This is a genomic window from Streptomyces sp. NBC_00454 (assembly GCF_041434015.1).
Classification (GTDB): domain Bacteria; phylum Actinomycetota; class Actinomycetes; order Streptomycetales; family Streptomycetaceae; genus Streptomyces.
The window spans coordinates 3,481,446-3,496,701 of record NZ_CP107907.1; the positions used below are offsets into that span (position 1 = coordinate 3,481,446).

18 protein-coding genes are annotated in these 15,256 nt (G+C 69.8%); 6 read left to right on the top strand and 12 right to left on the bottom strand.

All coding sequences use genetic code 11. From position 1 onward, the window contains the following. The first annotated feature begins 9 nt into the window (after nucleotides 1-9). The 4 genes from OHU74_RS16080 (at nucleotide 10) to OHU74_RS16095 (ending at nucleotide 3,312) form a co-directional block, all read left to right on the top strand. On the top strand, nucleotides 10-954 hold the full coding sequence (locus OHU74_RS16080) for a GNAT family N-acetyltransferase (RefSeq protein ID WP_371616558.1): 945 nt from the start codon (nucleotides 10-12) through the stop codon (nucleotides 952-954). A gap of 337 nt (nucleotides 955-1,291) precedes the next feature. After that, complete coding sequence (locus OHU74_RS16085; RefSeq protein ID WP_371619703.1) at nucleotides 1,292-1,753, top strand: PIN domain-containing protein; 462 nt, start codon at nucleotides 1,292-1,294, stop codon at nucleotides 1,751-1,753. A gap of 161 nt (nucleotides 1,754-1,914) precedes the next feature. Then, complete coding sequence (locus OHU74_RS16090) at nucleotides 1,915-2,421, top strand: hypothetical protein (RefSeq protein WP_371616559.1); 507 nt, start codon at nucleotides 1,915-1,917, stop codon at nucleotides 2,419-2,421. Between the two features lie 150 nt (nucleotides 2,422-2,571). Further along, entirely contained in the window at nucleotides 2,572-3,312 is a 741-nt protein-coding gene (locus OHU74_RS16095) for a DUF6585 family protein (RefSeq protein WP_371616560.1), read from the top strand. Nucleotides 3,313-3,341: 29 nt separating this feature from the next. Here OHU74_RS16095 and OHU74_RS16100 read toward each other — a convergent pair whose 3' ends face one another. From OHU74_RS16100 to OHU74_RS16115, 4 genes are all read right to left on the bottom strand, one after another. Next, a complete protein-coding gene (locus OHU74_RS16100) occupies nucleotides 3,342-3,986 on the bottom strand; it encodes a CatB-related O-acetyltransferase (protein WP_371616561.1) in 645 nt (214 codons plus the stop codon). A 3-nt stretch (nucleotides 3,987-3,989) separates the two neighbouring features. After that, a complete protein-coding gene (locus tag OHU74_RS16105; RefSeq protein ID WP_371616562.1) occupies nucleotides 3,990-4,727 on the bottom strand; it encodes a hypothetical protein in 738 nt (245 codons plus the stop codon). A gap of 133 nt (nucleotides 4,728-4,860) precedes the next feature. Continuing rightward, nucleotides 4,861-5,463: a hypothetical protein gene (locus OHU74_RS16110; protein ID WP_371616563.1), complete on the bottom strand. Its 603-nt coding sequence runs from the start codon at nucleotides 5,461-5,463 to the stop codon at nucleotides 4,861-4,863. Nucleotides 5,464-5,608: 145 nt separating this feature from the next. Beyond that, nucleotides 5,609-6,802: a S8 family peptidase gene (locus tag OHU74_RS16115; RefSeq protein ID WP_371619704.1), complete on the bottom strand. Its 1,194-nt coding sequence runs from the start codon at nucleotides 6,800-6,802 to the stop codon at nucleotides 5,609-5,611. A 404-nt stretch (nucleotides 6,803-7,206) separates the two neighbouring features. Between OHU74_RS16115 and OHU74_RS16120 the strand changes: the two genes are divergently transcribed. Beyond that, nucleotides 7,207-7,569: a protease inhibitor I9 family protein gene (locus OHU74_RS16120; protein WP_371616564.1), complete on the top strand. Its 363-nt coding sequence runs from the start codon at nucleotides 7,207-7,209 to the stop codon at nucleotides 7,567-7,569. Between the two features lie 29 nt (nucleotides 7,570-7,598). On the opposite strand, the gene OHU74_RS16125 is transcribed toward OHU74_RS16120, so the two are convergent. The 6 genes from OHU74_RS16125 to OHU74_RS16150 form a co-directional block, all read right to left on the bottom strand. Then, nucleotides 7,599-8,201 carry a Uma2 family endonuclease gene (locus OHU74_RS16125; protein ID WP_371616565.1) on the bottom strand — a complete coding sequence of 201 codons (603 nt, stop codon included), beginning with the start codon at nucleotides 8,199-8,201 and terminating at the stop codon, nucleotides 7,599-7,601. 127 nt (nucleotides 8,202-8,328) lie between these two features. Further along, nucleotides 8,329-9,789 carry an alanine/glycine:cation symporter family protein gene (locus tag OHU74_RS16130; RefSeq protein WP_371616566.1) on the bottom strand — a complete coding sequence of 487 codons (1,461 nt, stop codon included), beginning with the start codon at nucleotides 9,787-9,789 and terminating at the stop codon, nucleotides 8,329-8,331. Nucleotides 9,790-9,904: 115 nt separating this feature from the next. After that, the gene (locus OHU74_RS16135) at nucleotides 9,905-10,555 is read right to left on the bottom strand and encodes a hypothetical protein (protein ID WP_371616567.1); all 651 of its coding nucleotides are present in this window, start codon (nucleotides 10,553-10,555) and stop codon (nucleotides 9,905-9,907) included. Between the two features lie 141 nt (nucleotides 10,556-10,696). Continuing rightward, nucleotides 10,697-11,314 carry a phosphoribosylanthranilate isomerase gene (locus OHU74_RS16140; protein WP_371616568.1) on the bottom strand — a complete coding sequence of 206 codons (618 nt, stop codon included), beginning with the start codon at nucleotides 11,312-11,314 and terminating at the stop codon, nucleotides 10,697-10,699. Between the two features lie 17 nt (nucleotides 11,315-11,331). Next, nucleotides 11,332-11,724, bottom strand: a complete 393-nt coding sequence (locus OHU74_RS16145; RefSeq protein WP_371616569.1) for a type II toxin-antitoxin system VapC family toxin — start codon at nucleotides 11,722-11,724, stop codon at nucleotides 11,332-11,334. Then, a complete protein-coding gene (locus OHU74_RS16150) occupies nucleotides 11,724-11,957 on the bottom strand; it encodes a hypothetical protein (RefSeq protein WP_371616570.1) in 234 nt (77 codons plus the stop codon). Before OHU74_RS16150 ends, OHU74_RS16145 begins: the two co-directional genes overlap by 1 nt. Nucleotides 11,958-12,075: 118 nt before the next feature. Between OHU74_RS16150 and OHU74_RS16155 the strand changes: the two genes are divergently transcribed. Continuing rightward, complete coding sequence (locus OHU74_RS16155) at nucleotides 12,076-12,741, top strand: hypothetical protein (RefSeq protein WP_371616571.1); 666 nt, start codon at nucleotides 12,076-12,078, stop codon at nucleotides 12,739-12,741. A 118-nt stretch (nucleotides 12,742-12,859) separates the two neighbouring features. Here the strand turns inward: OHU74_RS16155 and groL are convergent, their stop codons facing one another. Next, entirely contained in the window at nucleotides 12,860-14,482 is a 1,623-nt protein-coding gene (gene groL / locus OHU74_RS16160; RefSeq protein WP_371616572.1) for a chaperonin GroEL, read from the bottom strand. A 356-nt stretch (nucleotides 14,483-14,838) separates the two neighbouring features. Next, entirely contained in the window at nucleotides 14,839-15,045 is a 207-nt protein-coding gene (locus OHU74_RS16165) for a cold-shock protein (RefSeq protein ID WP_003967346.1), read from the bottom strand. Between the last annotated feature and the right edge of the window lie 211 nt (nucleotides 15,046-15,256).

Below are 15,256 nucleotides of genomic sequence, written 5' to 3' on the forward strand. Positions count from 1 at the left end.
CTCACGGGCATGGAGATCCCGCCTGGGGCCGAAGCCCTCGAAGTCGTCCGCCTCGCCCACCGCCCGGCCGATCCGTGGGGTCCGATCACCGGCGGCACCCCCGTCGCCCTGTGGACCGGCGCCGAAGCCGCCGAGGCCCTCTCCCTCGTCGAGGACCTTCCCCCGGGGGATCCCGCCCGGTGCTTCGTGCCCACTTGGGGCATCCGCGCCCACGACGCCGAGCTGAACCACCTCTACGACGTCATCCCCTGCTTCTCCTGCAACTGGGTCCTCCTCACCGGCCCGGCGGTCCCCGAACGACTGGACCGCAGCCACGCCTTCGACGGCCAGAGCCCCGCGGCCCAGGCGCTCCTGTCCCTGTTCCGCGCCTGCGAGGAGATACCCGCGGTCGTTCCGGCCGGGCGGATGAGCGCGGGCCCCCAGCCGGTGCTCGAACTCCCGGGTACCGCCGGTCTCCACCTGCGCCCGTGGGAGCCCCACGACGCCCCCGCGCTGATCCGGGCCGGCCTCGACCCGGACATCCGGCACTGGAACCGCACGGACCGGTTCACCCTGGCCGAGGCCGGGAAGCGCATCGCGCGCTACGGTCGCCGCTGGGAGACGGAGAAGGCCGCGGCCTGGGCCGTCGCCCCGGCCGTCGGAGGCGAGGCCGTCGGCCTGATCGGGCTGGCCGACCTCGATCTTCGCGGCGGCAGCGGCGAGATCATGTACTGGCTCCTGCCCGACGGACGCGGCAGCGGGGTCATGGCCGAAGCGGTGTCCGCCGTGACCCGCTGGGCCTTCGAGAACCTCGGCCTGCACCGCCTGCGCATCACCCATTCCGTATCCAACCCGGCCTCCTGCCGAGTAGCCGTGAAATCCGGCTACCCCCTGGAGGGCACCATGCGCGGAGCCCTCCTCCACGCGGACGGCTGGCACGACGAACACCTCCACGCCCGCCTGCGCACGGACTGACGGCGGGGCCGGGCCCGTCACACCATCGAGCTAACCCGCAGGCAAAAGCACGGAATGGGCTCACATATGCCAGAAACCTATGCGCATGTACCTCTTCACCCCACACCCGGAGTACGGCGGCGGCATCGGAAGTCGCACGAGCCGCACGGCGGAGCCCCACCAGAACTACTCGATCTCGATGCCCCGCGACATCGCCGAGGCCGCTCGCGCCCGCAGCGGCCCTTCCGGCCTCTCCGCCTACGTCACTGCCGCGGTGTCCCGCCAGATCGAACGGGACAACCTTGCCGAGCTCATCGCCGTGGCCGAGGCGGACATCGGCCCGATCACGGCGGAGGAGATCAGGGAGAAGGCCGACCTCCTCGCACGCACGCGCCGAGAGGGCACGTCCGTCACCGAGAGCCTCACCCGGACCAGAACTCTCGTCCTCGACAGCGAGGGCCTCTCCAAGTACGTCTCGCGTGACCGTGAAACCGTGGCATGGCTGGCGGCAGCCTTCGCCCGGGACGTGCGCGTCGTCACCAGCACCGCCACGCTCCCCGAGGTCGTGCACCCGCGGATCAACGTACCCGCCCTCAGGTGGGCGCCGTCCCGGATGGTGGTCGAACCCGTCACCGAAGAGATCGCCCTCGCCGCCACGGCCCTGCTCCGCGAAGCCGGCCTGCACGGGCACAAGTACGCAATCGACGCGATGCTCGCCGCCACCGCGCTCGCGGCCCCCGGCCCCGTCACCGTCCTCACCTCCGACCCGGAGGACCTCACCGCGCTCTGCGGCAGCCGCCTCGCCGCCGTGAAGGTCTAGGCCGCCGCTCGGGTGCGTAGCCCAGAGGCTTGAACTCCCGAGTTGGTCCGATCAGTTGCATCTGCCGGTGGTTCGCGCCGGGACGCTCCGGGCGGCGACCGCCCCGAGGCTATGAATGCGTCACCCGACCATTCATGAGCATCGACCTCAGGAGCCACACGATGCGCCCCATCCGAGCGGCCTCTCTCGGCACGGCCACTGCGCTGGCCGCCCTTCTCGCCTGCGCGCCCGTCGCGGCCGCCGCGACGGACACCGATTCCGCCCACCCCGGGGGCAAACACCGGGTCATCACACTCACCGGCCAGCTCGCGCAGCAGACGCGCTTCCCCGTCAACCCCGGCGGCGCCCCCGCCCAGGGCGATCGGACCGTCTTCCACTCGATCCTCTTCGACCAGGACGGCAAGCAGGTCGGTGACACCGGCGGCACCTGCACCACCACCCGGGTCGACAACGGCGGAGCGGAGGAGTGCGTCGTGACCTACAACCTCCCGACCGGCCAGCTCTCGGTGCAGGGCACGGTCTTCGGCATCCTCAACCCCGGCCCTCCCCCTTCCTTCGACAACGCGATCACCGGCGGCACCGGGGAGTTCAGCGGGGCTCGCGGCTCGGTCCACGCCGACACGATCGCTCCGGGGACGAGGCGCTTCACGATCGACCTCGACCGCTGACCGGCTGCGGGACGGACCACGGAGTGCCTGCGGTGCACGCCTGAGGGGAGCCCGGTGGGGAGGGCGCCGGAGCGGCCAGTAGGCTCCGCTCCGCAAACCGGAAGCAGTCCGTCCCGTGGAGAACATCCCGGGCGTGTTGAAAGAGGAACCATGGCGTCACCTGCCGCCCCCATGGCCCAGGAACAGATACCGGATGCGGTCGCGTCCCTCGCGACCGCCCACAACCTCGGGGAGCATCGCGAGACCTTCCTCCCCCAGCGCATGGGCACCGGACGGATGATCGGGCTCGTCGTCTTCATGCTGCTCGGCCTGGCCTGCTTCGTCCTGCCCGGCCTGATGTTCGTGTGGATGCTGATGCAGAGCCCCAACCTGTCCCGCAAGCAGGCGGCCAAGCGCATCCACCTCTTCGAGCACGGCCTGCTCGTCGCCGATCACAGCGGCCCGACCGACGCGTTCCGCTGGGACTCGCTGACGGCGCTCCAGCAGATCACCAGGAAGTACGCCAACGGCGTCTACGTCGGCACCACTTACCTGTACACGCTGTTCAAGCAGGACGGGTCCTCGGTCAAGCTGACCAACTTCTACGCCGACCCGGAGCGCTGGGGCGGGGCCATCCAGCACGAGATCACCCGGGCCCAGCTGCCCCACGTGATGACCCTGCTGGAGCAGGGCGGGACCGTCCGGTTCGGCGACATCGCGATGACCAGGAGCGGGATCTCCACCGCCAAGCGCGGCGCCGTGCAGTGGAGCGAGATCCAGAAGATCGAGATCAAGGACGGCACCGTCTTCCTGGCGAAGGCCGGCAAGATGCTGTCCTGGTCGAACACCCCGGTCGCGAAGATCCCCAACTTCTTCCTGTTCCTCGCCGTCGTCGACCACCTCCGCGGCTGACGGTCCCGCTCACGCGACGCCGCCCTCGGCTAGGACCGTGGTGCGACCGCTTCGAGGTCGTCGATCGTGCCGGTCATGACGGCACGGATGTGCTCGGTGAGGTGTTCCGCCGGCCAGTCCCACCAGGCGAGGGCGAGCAGGCGGGCGATCTCGTCTTCGCTGTAGCGGGTGCGGATGAGCTCGGCCGGGTTGCCTCCGACGATGCCGTAGTCGGGGACGTCGTCCACGACTACGGCGCCGGAAGCGATGATCGCGCCGTGCCCGATGCGCACTCCGGGCATGACCATGGTGTCGTAGCCGAACCAGACGTCGTTGCCGACGACGGTGTCCCCCCTGGCCGGCAGGCCGGCGAGCAGGCCGAAATGCTCGGCCCAGGATCCGCCCATGATGGGGAAGGGGAACGTGGAGGGGCCGTCCATGCGGTGGTTGGCCCCGTTCATGATGAACCGCACCCCGGTGCCCAGCGCGCAGAACTTCCCGATGACCAGCTTCTCCGGCCCGTAGTGGTAGAGCACGTTGCGGGTCTCGAACCCGGTCGGATCATCCGGGTCGTCGTAGTACGAGTACTCCCCGACCTCGATCAGCGGCGAAGTCACCAGCGGCTTCAGCAGGACCACGCGCGGCTGGTCGGGCAACGGGTGAAGCGCTGTCGGGTCCGCGGGAAGGTGACTCATGGCCTAGGCCGTCTCTTTCGGATCTTGTCGGTCAGGTCCGCGTCGTCCGGTGCCGTGCCTCGCCGGGTACCCGACCCACGAGGTCCCGACACCGTGGAACTTCCCCACCGAGCCCGGCCGTCCGGGGATCAGTTGGTGGGGCGCGGCCGAGCAGACGACGAAGGGCTCCACCGTCTGGTTCTGGCCGGTGTTGTTCCAGTACCTGACCTCCCACGTGTTGAGGCTCTGGAGCGAACTCTGGATGACCACGCCTTGCGCCTGACCCCGACCTCCCCCACCCGTGGGCACCTCACCGTTGGGGCAGGGCTGGTGCAGGATGACGACCTGGTTCCTCGTCAGCGTGGTACCGCCCCCGAAAACCTGGTGGTGGGCGGACGGTGAGCAGACCACCGTGGCCGAGATGCTCCCGGAACTCAGGGCCTGGTCGTTCATGCCGGTGATGATCCAGTCACGCCCGTTCGCGTAGGAACTGGTGAGGGCGAACTGGAACCACTTCGGGGAAGTGGTCAGCCCTCCCCCGGTGGGCAGCTGACCGACGGGACACGTGGCCTTGGCCGTGCGCAGCACACGGAACTCGTCCGGAACCTCCACCGGGGCACCGGTGACGTAGGTCAGGGATTCCGCGGCCCTCGGGAGGATGGGTTCGGCGGGTGAACCGGGGTGTCCTTGCGCCGTGGCCGTCGTTCCAAAGAGGGTGAGGAGCGCGGTGGCAACCAGCAGGGCAGGTCGGGTGAGTCTCATCGCGGCCTTCTCGGTTCGGCGGTAGGGGCCTTCTGGATACCCGAACCACCGACGCCTACCGGCCGCGAACTCCCGCCGCGTCGAGCAGAATCGCTACGCCCTCACCCGGTCGGGGCCGAAGGGCTCCCGCCCCCTAAACCAACGCCTTCGACTCGGCGGCAGCGACCGGCTCCGCCACGACCTCGCCGCTGCGCCACAGCGGGGCGAAGGAGACCAGGAGGAGGACGGCTCCGAGCGGTATGAGGTCCTTGTCGGCGAAGGGGAGGGTGGTGTCGATGAGGACCAGGAGCGGGGCCCACGACTTGAGGACGCGGCGCTTGGCGAGCTGGGAGACCAGGATCAGCTGGCCGACGAAGAACAGCAGCGGGCCGAAGTCGTAGAACGCCGGGAGCACGCCGGGTATCTCCTGGACCCGGGTGAACATCTCGTCCATGGCACCCCGGTCCGCCGACAGGAACCCGACCACCATGTCGATGGCGAACTGCACGCCGACGGCTGTCGCTCCCGCCGTGCCGGCCCACATCCCCACGGCGGACAGCCGGTTGCGGCCCGCAGCTTCGCGCATCGCCGCGAAGCCCCGTACGAAGTAGACGAGCGCGCCGAGGAAGCACAGGTGGCCCAGGCTCCACGCGAGGCCCGGACCGCGGCTGCCGTCGAGGCCGTCGATGATGCGGATGACACCGTAGGCACCCATCAGAACGGGTGCGGCCAGGAAGGCAGTTCGCGTATTGATCATGCAGATGACGCTACGGGGACAGGACCCCGAGCCACATCCGGTAGCGACCCCCGAGATCCCCTGAGAGACACCCCTGAGAGGTCATGCGGGCAGGCGCGCCGACGGTCAGCGACCCCGGCCGGTCTCCCGGCCGGGGCGCCGCGGGTCAGAGGCCGCCGGTGAACAGCAGCTGGTTCGGGCTGCCCTTGCTGACGCTCTTCAGCACGTCCTTGGTGGACTCGTCGTCGATGAACTCGTTGATCTCCGCCGGGGTCGCGGTCGGGTGCGCCTGCTTGTAGAGGACGGCGACACCGGCGGCATGCGGCGCGGCCATCGACGTACCGTCGAGGGCCACGCTGCCGCCGCCGAGCTTGGCGGAGACGATCGCCGCACCGGGGGCGTAGAGGGATACGCAGGGGCCGTAGTTGGTGAAGTCGGTCTCCTCGTCCCACTGGTTGGAAGCGGCGACGCTGAGCACGCGCGCGGCGGACGCGGGCGAGACGTTGCACGCGTCCTTCGCGCTGTTGCCCGCCGCGATGACCGGCAGCACGCCCGCGTCGGACAGGGCGGTCGCGGCGGTGTCCACCGCGAGCGACTTGTCCCCGCCCAGGGAGCCGTTGAGGACCGCGGGCTGCTTGGCGTTCTTCGCCACCCAGTCCAGGCCCGCGATGATTCCGGAGGAGTCGCCCTCGCCCTTGCAGTCGAGGACGCGGACGCTGACCACGTTCGCCTTGCGCGCCACTCCGTACGTCTTACCGGCGACCGTGCCCGCGACGTGAGTCCCGTGGCCGTTGCAGTCCTGGCCGTCGCGGCCGTCCTTGATCGCGTCGAAGCCGAAGGTGGCCCGGCCGCCGAACTCGTCGTGCCCGTAGTCGATGCCCGTGTCGAGGATGTACGCGTTCACCCCGGCGCCGTTGCCCTGCGTGGTGAAGGTGTTGTCGAGCGGCAGCGCCTTCTGGTCGATCCGGTCCAGGCCCCACGAGGAGGAGGGTCCGAACGCACGGACGCCGTCGCCGGGGGCCGAGGCCATCGACGGGGCCGCGACCTTGGCGTCCGCCTCCACCGACTTCACGCCCAGGCTCACCCGGGCGATGTCCAGCTGGAGCTTGGTCATCGGCACGGCGAAGCCGTTCATGGCCTTGGTGTAGAGGAACTTCGGCTTGAGCTTCAGCCGCTCCGCCACCTTGGCGGGGTCGTAGCCCGGCTCCAGCGTGATGATGTACTGCCCGGGAATGGCATTGGCCGAGACGAACAGCGGCACGGGGGTCGGCTCGGGCGCGGCGTCGGCGGACGCGGTTCCGGCGGCCACCGGGCCGGCGGCGAGCAGGGCGGCGGTGGCCACGCGGGCGATCAGGCGCATCGACATGGAGGGGGGCTCCTGAAGGTGGGGTTCGGCATGCGAGAGCCGCCTCCGTTCGACGCGGAACGCGTCCCGGAGTGCGGCTCTCCCCCTTCATCGGCCGTCAGTCGGACGGACTTGACCGGCCCGCGCCGCCTGTCCGCCCGCGCGGGGGCCCGTCGGCGGACCGGTCTTCGTACCTAACGAAGAAAGGATTCTCTCCCCTTGGTGCCCGGGACCCTCCCCATCTGCGCGGAATCCGCGCGAACACCCTCGGCCCGCTGGGCCCGGGCCGCCAAGTTCACCCGTACGGAAGAAACCGCACGCATCCGCCGAGGGGCGCACTCACGCTTCACCACCGCCCACCTCCGCCGCGCCGCCCGCGGTCGTTGACCGGGCGGGCCGTACGTGGTGGCCTCGCCGTCATGCGCACCCGACCGAGCTGGACCCTGCCGACGGCCGTCGCCGCCCTCGCACTGACCGCCGTGGCCGCCCTGCCCGCACACGCCTCCACCACCTCCACCGCCTCGCCCGAACCCGCTCCCGCGTCCCGCGCGGCGGCCCCGGCCGAGTGGCCCGCGTACATCGTCACCGTGCACCCCGGCCTCGACCCGGCGGCCGTCGCGGACGCCTACGGAATCACCCCGGTCCACGTCTACCGCAACGTCCTGAACGGCTTCAGCGCCCGCCTCTCCCCCGAGCAGGTCGAATCCCTGCGGACCACAGCGGTCGTGGAGTCGGTCGAGAAGGACGGCACCGCGTCCTCCTCCGGCCCTGCCGCCTTCTGAGGGCCGTCCCCCGTCCCGCCCTCCCCGAATCAGTGCGGGAAGCCGCCCGTGTCCAGCGTCAGCGGGAAGGGCTCGGGGAGCCGCAGCTCGTCACCGAAGGCCACCCGGGCGGCGTGCTTGTACGCGCCGTTCTGGGGTTCGGTGAACAGGGTGGCCGTCGGGCCGTGCTCGTCGAAGCGGTCGATCAGCAGGTAGACCGGGACGGGGGCGTGGGCGTAGGCCCACAGCTTCTTCTTCCGGTCGTCCTCTGCATTGCTCCTGGAGGTGATCTCCACGACGAGCAGCGCCTCGGCCGCGTCGACGGGGTCGGACACCTCGGCATCCACCTCGTCGACCAGCGCCGACGAAACGACCACCAGGTCCGGCACGTAGAGCTTGTCCAGGGCGGCGATATGGATGCCGAGCGTCTGGTAAACCTCCCACTCAGGCGGCAGGACCCCGTACAAGGCACGCTGCACCTTGACCGCGATTCCGTTGTGGTGGCGGTGGGGCGGTGGCACCAAGGTGATCTGGCCTCCGTCGATCTCGGCGCGCCAGCCCTCCGGCACGTCCAGGTCACGCCAGCTCTGCAGCAGGTACTCCCACGTACGGCCGTCGGCGTTCCGGCCGGGTTCGACCATGGCTGCGGTCATCGTGGACCCCCTCTCCTGTGGCATATGCCAGCGAGCGTAGACAGACGGTTTCGCGGCTTGCAGCCGCTTTCTTCAGCGTCCCACGATCGAGTGGCGCACGCAGTAACCTCCGCGCCGACGGGCCCCGCTACACCCGTTCCCGGGCCGCCGCCGACGGGACCGTCGTGCGGACCGGGTCCCAGCACTGGACCCCGCGCAGGTCCGGCATCCGGTCGCGGGTGAAGACCGGCTCCAGGCCCGCGCGGCGCTGCGCGAGGTAGTCGTCCAGGAGGCGGAAGGCGATGGCCGACAGCGGGATGATCGCGGCCAGGTTGATCAGGGCCATCAGACCCATGAACACGTCCGCCAGGTTCCAGACGATCGACACCGAGCCGAGCGAGCCCAGGACGACCGCCGACAGGACCAGGGCCCGGTAGCCGGGCAGGACCCACCGCTTGCGGGTGATGAACTGGATGTTCGTCTCGCCGTAGTAGTAGTTCCCGATCATGCTGCTGAAGGCGAGCATGAAGACCACGACCGTGAGCAGGTGCCCGGCCCACGAGCCCAGCGTGTCGCTCAGCGCCGTCTGCGTCAGGTCCGCGCCCTGGCGGCCGGACAGCTCCGGGTTGGTGACCAGGACGATGAAGGCGGTCATCGTGCAGACGAGGAGGGTGTCGAAGAAGACGCCCAGGGACTGTACGAGGCCCTGCTTGACCGGGTGCGAGACCTCGGCGGCGGCGCCCGCGTTCGGGGCCGAGCCGAGGCCCGCCTCGTTGGAGAACATGCCGCGCCGGATGCCCTGCTGGATGGCCGCGCCGATACCGCCGGCCGCGAGCTCGCGGAAGCCGAAGGCGCCGCCGACGATGTCCGCGATGACCCGGGGGAACTCGGTGATGTTGAGCAGGACCACCGCGACGCCGAGCAGCAGGTAGACGATCGCCATCACCGGCACCAGGACGGTGGTGATCGAGGAGATCCGCTTGACCCCGCCGAACACGGCCAGGCCCAGCACGGCGGCCAGCAGCACGCCGAGCGAGGGGCCGAACCAGTTCGACCCGTCCGCGTCCGCCAGCGAGCCGGCGGCCACGGCGGTGATGGTGTTGGCCTGCACGGCGTTGAAGACGAAACCGAAGGTGACGGTGATCGTCACCGCGAAGAGCACCCCGAGCCAGCGTTTACCGAGCGCGCGCTGCATGTAGTACGCCGGACCGCCTCGGTAGGCGCCGCTGGAGTTGCGCACCTTGTAGAGCTGGGCGAGGGCCGACTCCACGAAGGCGGAGGCCGCGCCGATCAGCGCCATCATCCACATCCAGAAGACGGCGCCCGCGCCGCCCAGGGTGATGGCGGCGGCGACACCGGCGATGTTGCCGGTGCCCACGCGCGCGGCCGCGGAGATCGTGAACGCGCCGAAGGACGAGACCTGCTTGCGGCCGTCCGCACGCGGCGGGGTCTTCTCCTTCACCACCCGGAACATCTCGGGAAGCAGGCGCAGCTGCACACCCCGGGAGCGGACCGTGAAGTACAGGCCCGCACCGACCACCAGCGGAATCAGCAGGTAGGTCCAGAGGTGGTCGTTCACATTGACGATCACCGAGTCCAGAGTGTCCATGATTCGAAGTGTCGCCGGGGCGGAAGGCCCACCGACAGGGACCTACGTCCGTCGCCGGTGGGACCGAAGACCCCTGTGGCGCGCCCTTCGCCCCGTTCCCACGCGCCCGGCCCTCCTAGTTGTCGGGCTTCGGGACCACCGTGAAGGGGGCGTCACCCGTGTACGGGAAGGTGCCTCCGGGCAGGCAGTTCTCGTCCACGACCGTCCCGAAGCCATCGCAGTGCTCCGCGCTCAGGGTGAAGAGGACGGTGGTGGTGTGCGTGCCGAGCTCCGGCGCCTTGAACGGCGGCGAGATGGCAACCGAGTACGGAAGGCCGTCGGGGCCGGTCAGCCCGGTGCGCAGGATCTGCTTCTTCTTGTACGTGAAGGTCTTCTCCTGCGGCGTACCCCTGTCGAGGATGTACGTGGCGCTGACGAACTTGGAGTTGAAGTCGTCGATCGGATCGGGACGGGACGGCGTGTAGCCGTCGGGATAGACGGCCCCTTCGCCGCTGAGCGCCGTGCTCCAGCCCGGCACGATCCTGACCCACTTCTCCTTTGCGTAGGTCTCGCGACAGGCGGCCGGACCGATGAGCCGCTCCTTCACGTGGTAGAGCACGTTGAGGTCGCCCTCGTCCGTGACGCAGTGCGGGACCTCGTGCTTCGGCTTCGGCAGCGGCGCGGCCGAAGCCGGCGCGGCCGAAGCCGGCGCGGTCGCGGCGACGCCTCCGAGCGCAGCCACCAGCAGGGACGGGACGACCGCGGCGAGGAAACGGGCTCGTTTCACCGGGAACCACCTTTTCGATGTCGGCGATGGGCGATGTGACCGCCGGACAGCCGACCATCCCCCACGTCCCGATCCGTGGCGACACCTGCTCCGAGCGGCCGGACGGCGGAGCGAATCCACACCTCCGGCAGCCCCCCGCGCTCAGACGCGGGCGCCCCGCGCCGCCGCGATGAAGGCCCTGATCAGCTCCGGGGACTTCACGCCCCGCTCCCGCTCCACCCCGCTGGACACGTCCACGCCCCAGGCCCCGGTGACCGACAGGGCCTCCCCTACGTTCCCCGGCGTCAACCCGCCCGCCAGCAGCCACCGGCCCGCGGGCGCGGTGAACTCCTGCGACCCCCAGTTCCACGGCTTGCCGGAGCCGGGGTCGGGGGCGTCGATCAGGAGCAGGTCCTCCCCGTACTCGCCGCAGCGCTCCACGTGCTGCGCGGTGGCCCGCAGCAGGGTGCGGCCCTCGGCGCGCAGCGCCGCGAACTCCTCGGGGCCCTCCTCGCCGTGCAGCTGCACGGCCCGTACGCCGCTCTCCTCGGCGAAGCGCCGCACCTCGTCCACCGGCTGCCCGCGAAACACCCCGACGGTCAGCACCCCGTCCGGGACTCCTGCGACCAGTTCCCGCGCGGTGGCGGCATCGACGGTACGGGGGCTCCCGGGCGCGAAAACGAACCCGACGGCATCGGCCCCGGCGGCGACGGCCGCCTCGACGTCCCCGGGGGTACGCAGCCCGCAGATCTTGATGAACACGTCGCTCCCGTCAGTCATGCCGCCAGTCAACCAGGTCAGGCGGGTGCGTCGACGGCCAGTCCCGCATCGCGGGCGGCGTCCGCAAGTCGCTTGTCGTAGGTGACGAAGGAGGTCAATCGCCCGCCGATGCTGAGCGCTGTCGCCAGGTGGATGGCATCGAGGCTTCGAACGGTGGCCGGACGAACTGTCTGGGCCAGGATGCGGACGCCGGGATCGAGGTCAACGAGTTCGATCAGATCCAGGACGAGGTGGAGTCGCACAGCGGCCTGCGGGGCATGGCGGGCCAGCGCCCGGAAGGACTCCACCTCCGCCAGCGCCGAGCTGATCCATCCGGTCTCCGCTCTTTCGTCGAGCCAGTCGCGCAGTGCCTGCGTCTCGGATTCCGCGTGGATCAGCTTCACGATCGCGGCGGAGTCGAGGTAGATCATCAGCGCTCTTCCTCTCGACTTCGGGAGAGCTCCGCCGCGATGTCGATCCCGTCGGGTTCGCCCAGCGGCATCCGCAGTACCGCACGCCGCAGAGCGGCGGCGCGCTCCTTGCGCAGGGCCGCCTCCAGCACGGCCGCTCTTATGGCAACGGATCGCGAGCTGCCGTCCTGGGTGAGTACGGCCAGGGCGTGCTCGGTCTCCGAGTCGGTGCGGATCGTCACGGTGTCAGCCATGACACGAGCGTAAGACAAAACGTCTTACGGCACCAGACGCCAACCGTCCGGCCCTCCCCCGCGTGTAAGTCCCCGGAAGGGAAGACGGGAAGGACCGGGGAGACGGGGGGAGCAGGAGATGGCTCGCGGGAAGAACACGGTGTGGCTCTGGGCAGGGGCGACCCTGGGGCGGGCGCTGGCCGCCGTGGGGGTGCCGGCGGCGGCCGCCGGGGCGGCCTTCGGCGTCGGGTGGGCGGGGGCGGGCGGATGGCTCGGCGGCGGGTGGGTGGTGCTCGGCGGGATCCTCGTACCCCTGGCGGGGCTCGCCTACCATGCCGCCCTGGTCGGGGGGCGCGGCGCGGTACTCATCGCCTGGAGCGCCCTGCCGGCGGCCGTCGGGGTCTTCCTCGCGCTGAACTCCGTGGACCACGTGGTGCTGCGGGACCGGGGGGTCGAGGTCACCTGCGTGATCGAGGAAGTGACCTCGCGCGACGAGGTCTACTCCACCTTCGACCCCGAGACCGGCCAGAGCGTCCACCACAGGACCAAGTACGACCACCGTCTCAACTGCCCGCCCGGCGGCCCCACCGCGCTGACCCGGGACAAAGCGCTCGCCAAGGCCGGTACGGAGCTGCGCCTGGTCTACGACCCGCGGGGCGAGGTGCAGCCGGAGAAGCCCGGGGACGTCCATTCCGAGGGCATGCGTCACGCGGTCTTCGCCGCGGTGCTGCTCGCGATGGCGATGGGGCTGTGCGGGGCCCTCGGCGAGGGGCTCCGGCTGTACCCGCTGCCCGAGGACCGCTGAGCGGGCCGCCGGGCTGAAACGCTGAAACGCCCGAGGGCGGCACCCCTTCGCGAAGAAGGAGTGCCGCCCTCGGTACGAGAACAGCCGATCGGCCTTCGGGCCGGAGCCCGGGGGTCGATCAGAAGTCCATGTCACCGCCCGGCATGCCGCCGCCGGCAGCGGCGCCGGCCTTCTCGGGCTTGTCGGCGATGACGGCCTCGGTGGTGAGGAAGAGGGCCGCGATCGACGCCGCGTTCTGCAGGGCAGAGCGGGTGACCTTCGCCGGGTCGATGATGCCCTCGGCGATCATGTCGACGTACTCGCCGGTCGCGGCGTTCAGGCCGTGACCGATGGGCAGGTTGCGGACCTTCTCCACGACGACGCCACCCTCGAGACCACCGTTGACGGCGATCTGCTTGAGCGGGGCCTCGAGCGCCAGGCGCACGGCATTGGCGCCGGTCGCCTCGTCGCCCGTGAGCTCGAGCTTGTCGAAGACCGAGGAGGCCTGCAGGAGCGCCACGCCGCCACCGGCGACGATGCCCTCTTCGACGGCCGCCTTCGCGTTGCGAACGGCGTCCTCGATGCGGTGCTTGCGCTCCTTGAGCTCGACCTCGGTCGCGGCGCCGGCCTTGATGACGGCCACGCCGCCGGCCAGCTTCGCGAGGCGCTCCTGGAGCTTCTCGCGGTCGTAGTCCGAGTCGGAGTTCTCGATCTCGGCGCGGATCTGGTTCACGCGACCGGCGACCTGGTCGCTGTCACCGGCACCGTCGACGATGGTGGTCTCGTCCTTGGTGATGACGACCTTGCGGGCGCGGCCCAGCAGGTCGATACCGGCGTTCTCGAGCTTGAGGCCGACCTCCTCGGAGATGACCGTTCCGCCCGTGAGGATGGCGATGTCGCCGAGCATGGCCTTGCGGCGGTCGCCGAAGCCCGGAGCCTTGACGGCGACGGACTTGAAGGTGCCGCGGATCTTGTTGACGACCAGGGTCGACAGGGCCTCGCCCTCGACGTCCTCGGCGATGATCAGCAGCGGCTTGCCGGACTGCATGACCTTCTCCAGGAGCGGCAGCAGGTCCTTGACCGAGCCGATCTTGGAGTTGACGATCAGGATGTACGGGTCGTCGAGGGACGACTCCATGCGCTCCATGTCGGTGGCGAAGTACGCCGAGATGTAGCCCTTGTCGAAGCGCATGCCCTCGGTGAGCTCGAGCTCCAGGCCGAAGGTCTGCGACTCCTCGACCGTGATGACGCCTTCCTTGCCGACCTTGTCCATGGCCTCGGCGATGAGCTCGCCGATCTGGGTGTCAGCGGCGGAGATGGAGGCCGTAGAAGCGATCTGCTCCTTGGTCTCAACATCCTTGGCCTGGGAAAGCAGGGCGGCGGAGACGGCCTCGACGGCCTTCTCGATACCGCGCTTGAGGGCCATCGGGTTCGCACCGGCGGCCACGTTGCGCAGGCCCTCGCGGACGAGCGCCTGGGCGAGAACGGTGGCGGTGGTCGTACCGTCGCCGGCGACGTCGTCCGTCTTCTTGGCGACTTCCTTGACCAGCTCGGCGCCGATCTTCTCGTACGGGTCCTCGAGCTCGATCTCCTTGGCGATGGAGACACCATCGTTGGTGATCGTGGGGGCGCCCCACTTCTTCTCAAGGACGACGTTGCGACCCTTGGGGCCAAGGGTGACCTTGACGGCGTCGGCGAGCTGGTTCATGCCTCGCTCGAGACCGCGCCGGGCCTCCTCGTTGAACGCAATGATCTTGGCCATCTGAAGTGGTCCTCCCGGACAGCGGTGGATTGCTCCCGGACCGCGCCCGCGCCCGCGACGGACGGCCTGCGTGCCCGGCGGTTTCTTCCCGCCGGACCCTGCGGGCCTCACTGACCCGGTCCTCGTTTAGGTAGCACTCTCACTAGGAGAGTGCTAACGCCAATGATTAGCACTCGGCACCCCCGAGTGCAAGCGGCTTCGAGGAACCGCGCATGAACACCCATGCCCCGCAAGGCCCGCGAGCACCCCACGCACGAGGGGCCCGCATCCCGTGTCCAGGATGTGGGCCCCTCGTACGTATCGCGTATGGATGCAGTTGCAGTCGTACGCCGTGTCGGTGGTCGATCGCGCCCGGACTAGCCGACGGCGAGCTTGACCATGTCCGCCTGCGGACCCTTCTGGCCCTGCGAGATCTCGAACTCGACCCGCTGACCCTCTTCAAGGGTGCGGTACCCGTCCATCTGGATGGCGCTGTAGTGGACGAACACATCCGCACCACCGTCGACCGCGATGAAGCCGTAGCCCTTCTCCGCGTTGAACCACTTGACGGTGCCCTGAGCCATGCCTAACTCCCCTATTACTGGCCCTTGCGCAGGACCGCACTTCGCGGTCCCGGGTCAGAACTTGCGCCGGAACGCCTCGACCGGGGCTGAATGTATCCGCACCGCTGCTGTCTGCAACAGGTCATTCCGACGAGAATTCTGGACACGGCAAAAGATTGAAATAGGGTGAAAACCCGGAATATTCCAGGGCAACTCGGGCCGGACAAACCAC

Excerpts from the sequence above, each read along its gene's own strand:
- OHU74_RS16080 (WP_371616558.1), top strand. The coding sequence starts at position 10 with ATGGAGATCCCGCCTGGGGCCGAAGCCCTCGAAGTCGTCCGCCTCGCC.
- OHU74_RS16090 (WP_371616559.1), top strand. The coding sequence starts at position 1,915 with ATGCGCCCCATCCGAGCGGCCTCTCTCGGCACGGCCACTGCGCTGGCC.
- OHU74_RS16095 (WP_371616560.1), top strand. The coding sequence starts at position 2,572 with ATGGCGTCACCTGCCGCCCCCATGGCCCAGGAACAGATACCGGATGCG.
- OHU74_RS16100 (WP_371616561.1), bottom strand. The coding sequence starts at position 3,986 with ATGAGTCACCTTCCCGCGGACCCGACAGCGCTTCACCCGTTGCCCGAC.
- OHU74_RS16105 (WP_371616562.1), bottom strand. The coding sequence starts at position 4,727 with ATGAGACTCACCCGACCTGCCCTGCTGGTTGCCACCGCGCTCCTCACC.
- OHU74_RS16110 (WP_371616563.1), bottom strand. The coding sequence starts at position 5,463 with ATGATCAATACGCGAACTGCCTTCCTGGCCGCACCCGTTCTGATGGGT.
- OHU74_RS16115 (WP_371619704.1), bottom strand. The coding sequence starts at position 6,802 with ATGCGCCTGATCGCCCGCGTGGCCACCGCCGCCCTGCTCGCCGCCGGC.
- OHU74_RS16120 (WP_371616564.1), top strand. The coding sequence starts at position 7,207 with ATGCGCACCCGACCGAGCTGGACCCTGCCGACGGCCGTCGCCGCCCTC.
- OHU74_RS16125 (WP_371616565.1), bottom strand. The coding sequence starts at position 8,201 with ATGACCGCAGCCATGGTCGAACCCGGCCGGAACGCCGACGGCCGTACG.
- OHU74_RS16130 (WP_371616566.1), bottom strand. The coding sequence starts at position 9,789 with ATGGACACTCTGGACTCGGTGATCGTCAATGTGAACGACCACCTCTGG.
- OHU74_RS16140 (WP_371616568.1), bottom strand. The coding sequence starts at position 11,314 with ATGACTGACGGGAGCGACGTGTTCATCAAGATCTGCGGGCTGCGTACC.
- OHU74_RS16145 (WP_371616569.1), bottom strand. The coding sequence starts at position 11,724 with ATGATCTACCTCGACTCCGCCGCGATCGTGAAGCTGATCCACGCGGAA.
- OHU74_RS16150 (WP_371616570.1), bottom strand. The coding sequence starts at position 11,957 with ATGGCTGACACCGTGACGATCCGCACCGACTCGGAGACCGAGCACGCC.
- OHU74_RS16155 (WP_371616571.1), top strand. The coding sequence starts at position 12,076 with ATGGCTCGCGGGAAGAACACGGTGTGGCTCTGGGCAGGGGCGACCCTG.
- groL (WP_371616572.1), bottom strand. The coding sequence starts at position 14,482 with ATGGCCAAGATCATTGCGTTCAACGAGGAGGCCCGGCGCGGTCTCGAG.
- OHU74_RS16165 (WP_003967346.1), bottom strand. The coding sequence starts at position 15,045 with ATGGCTCAGGGCACCGTCAAGTGGTTCAACGCGGAGAAGGGCTACGGC.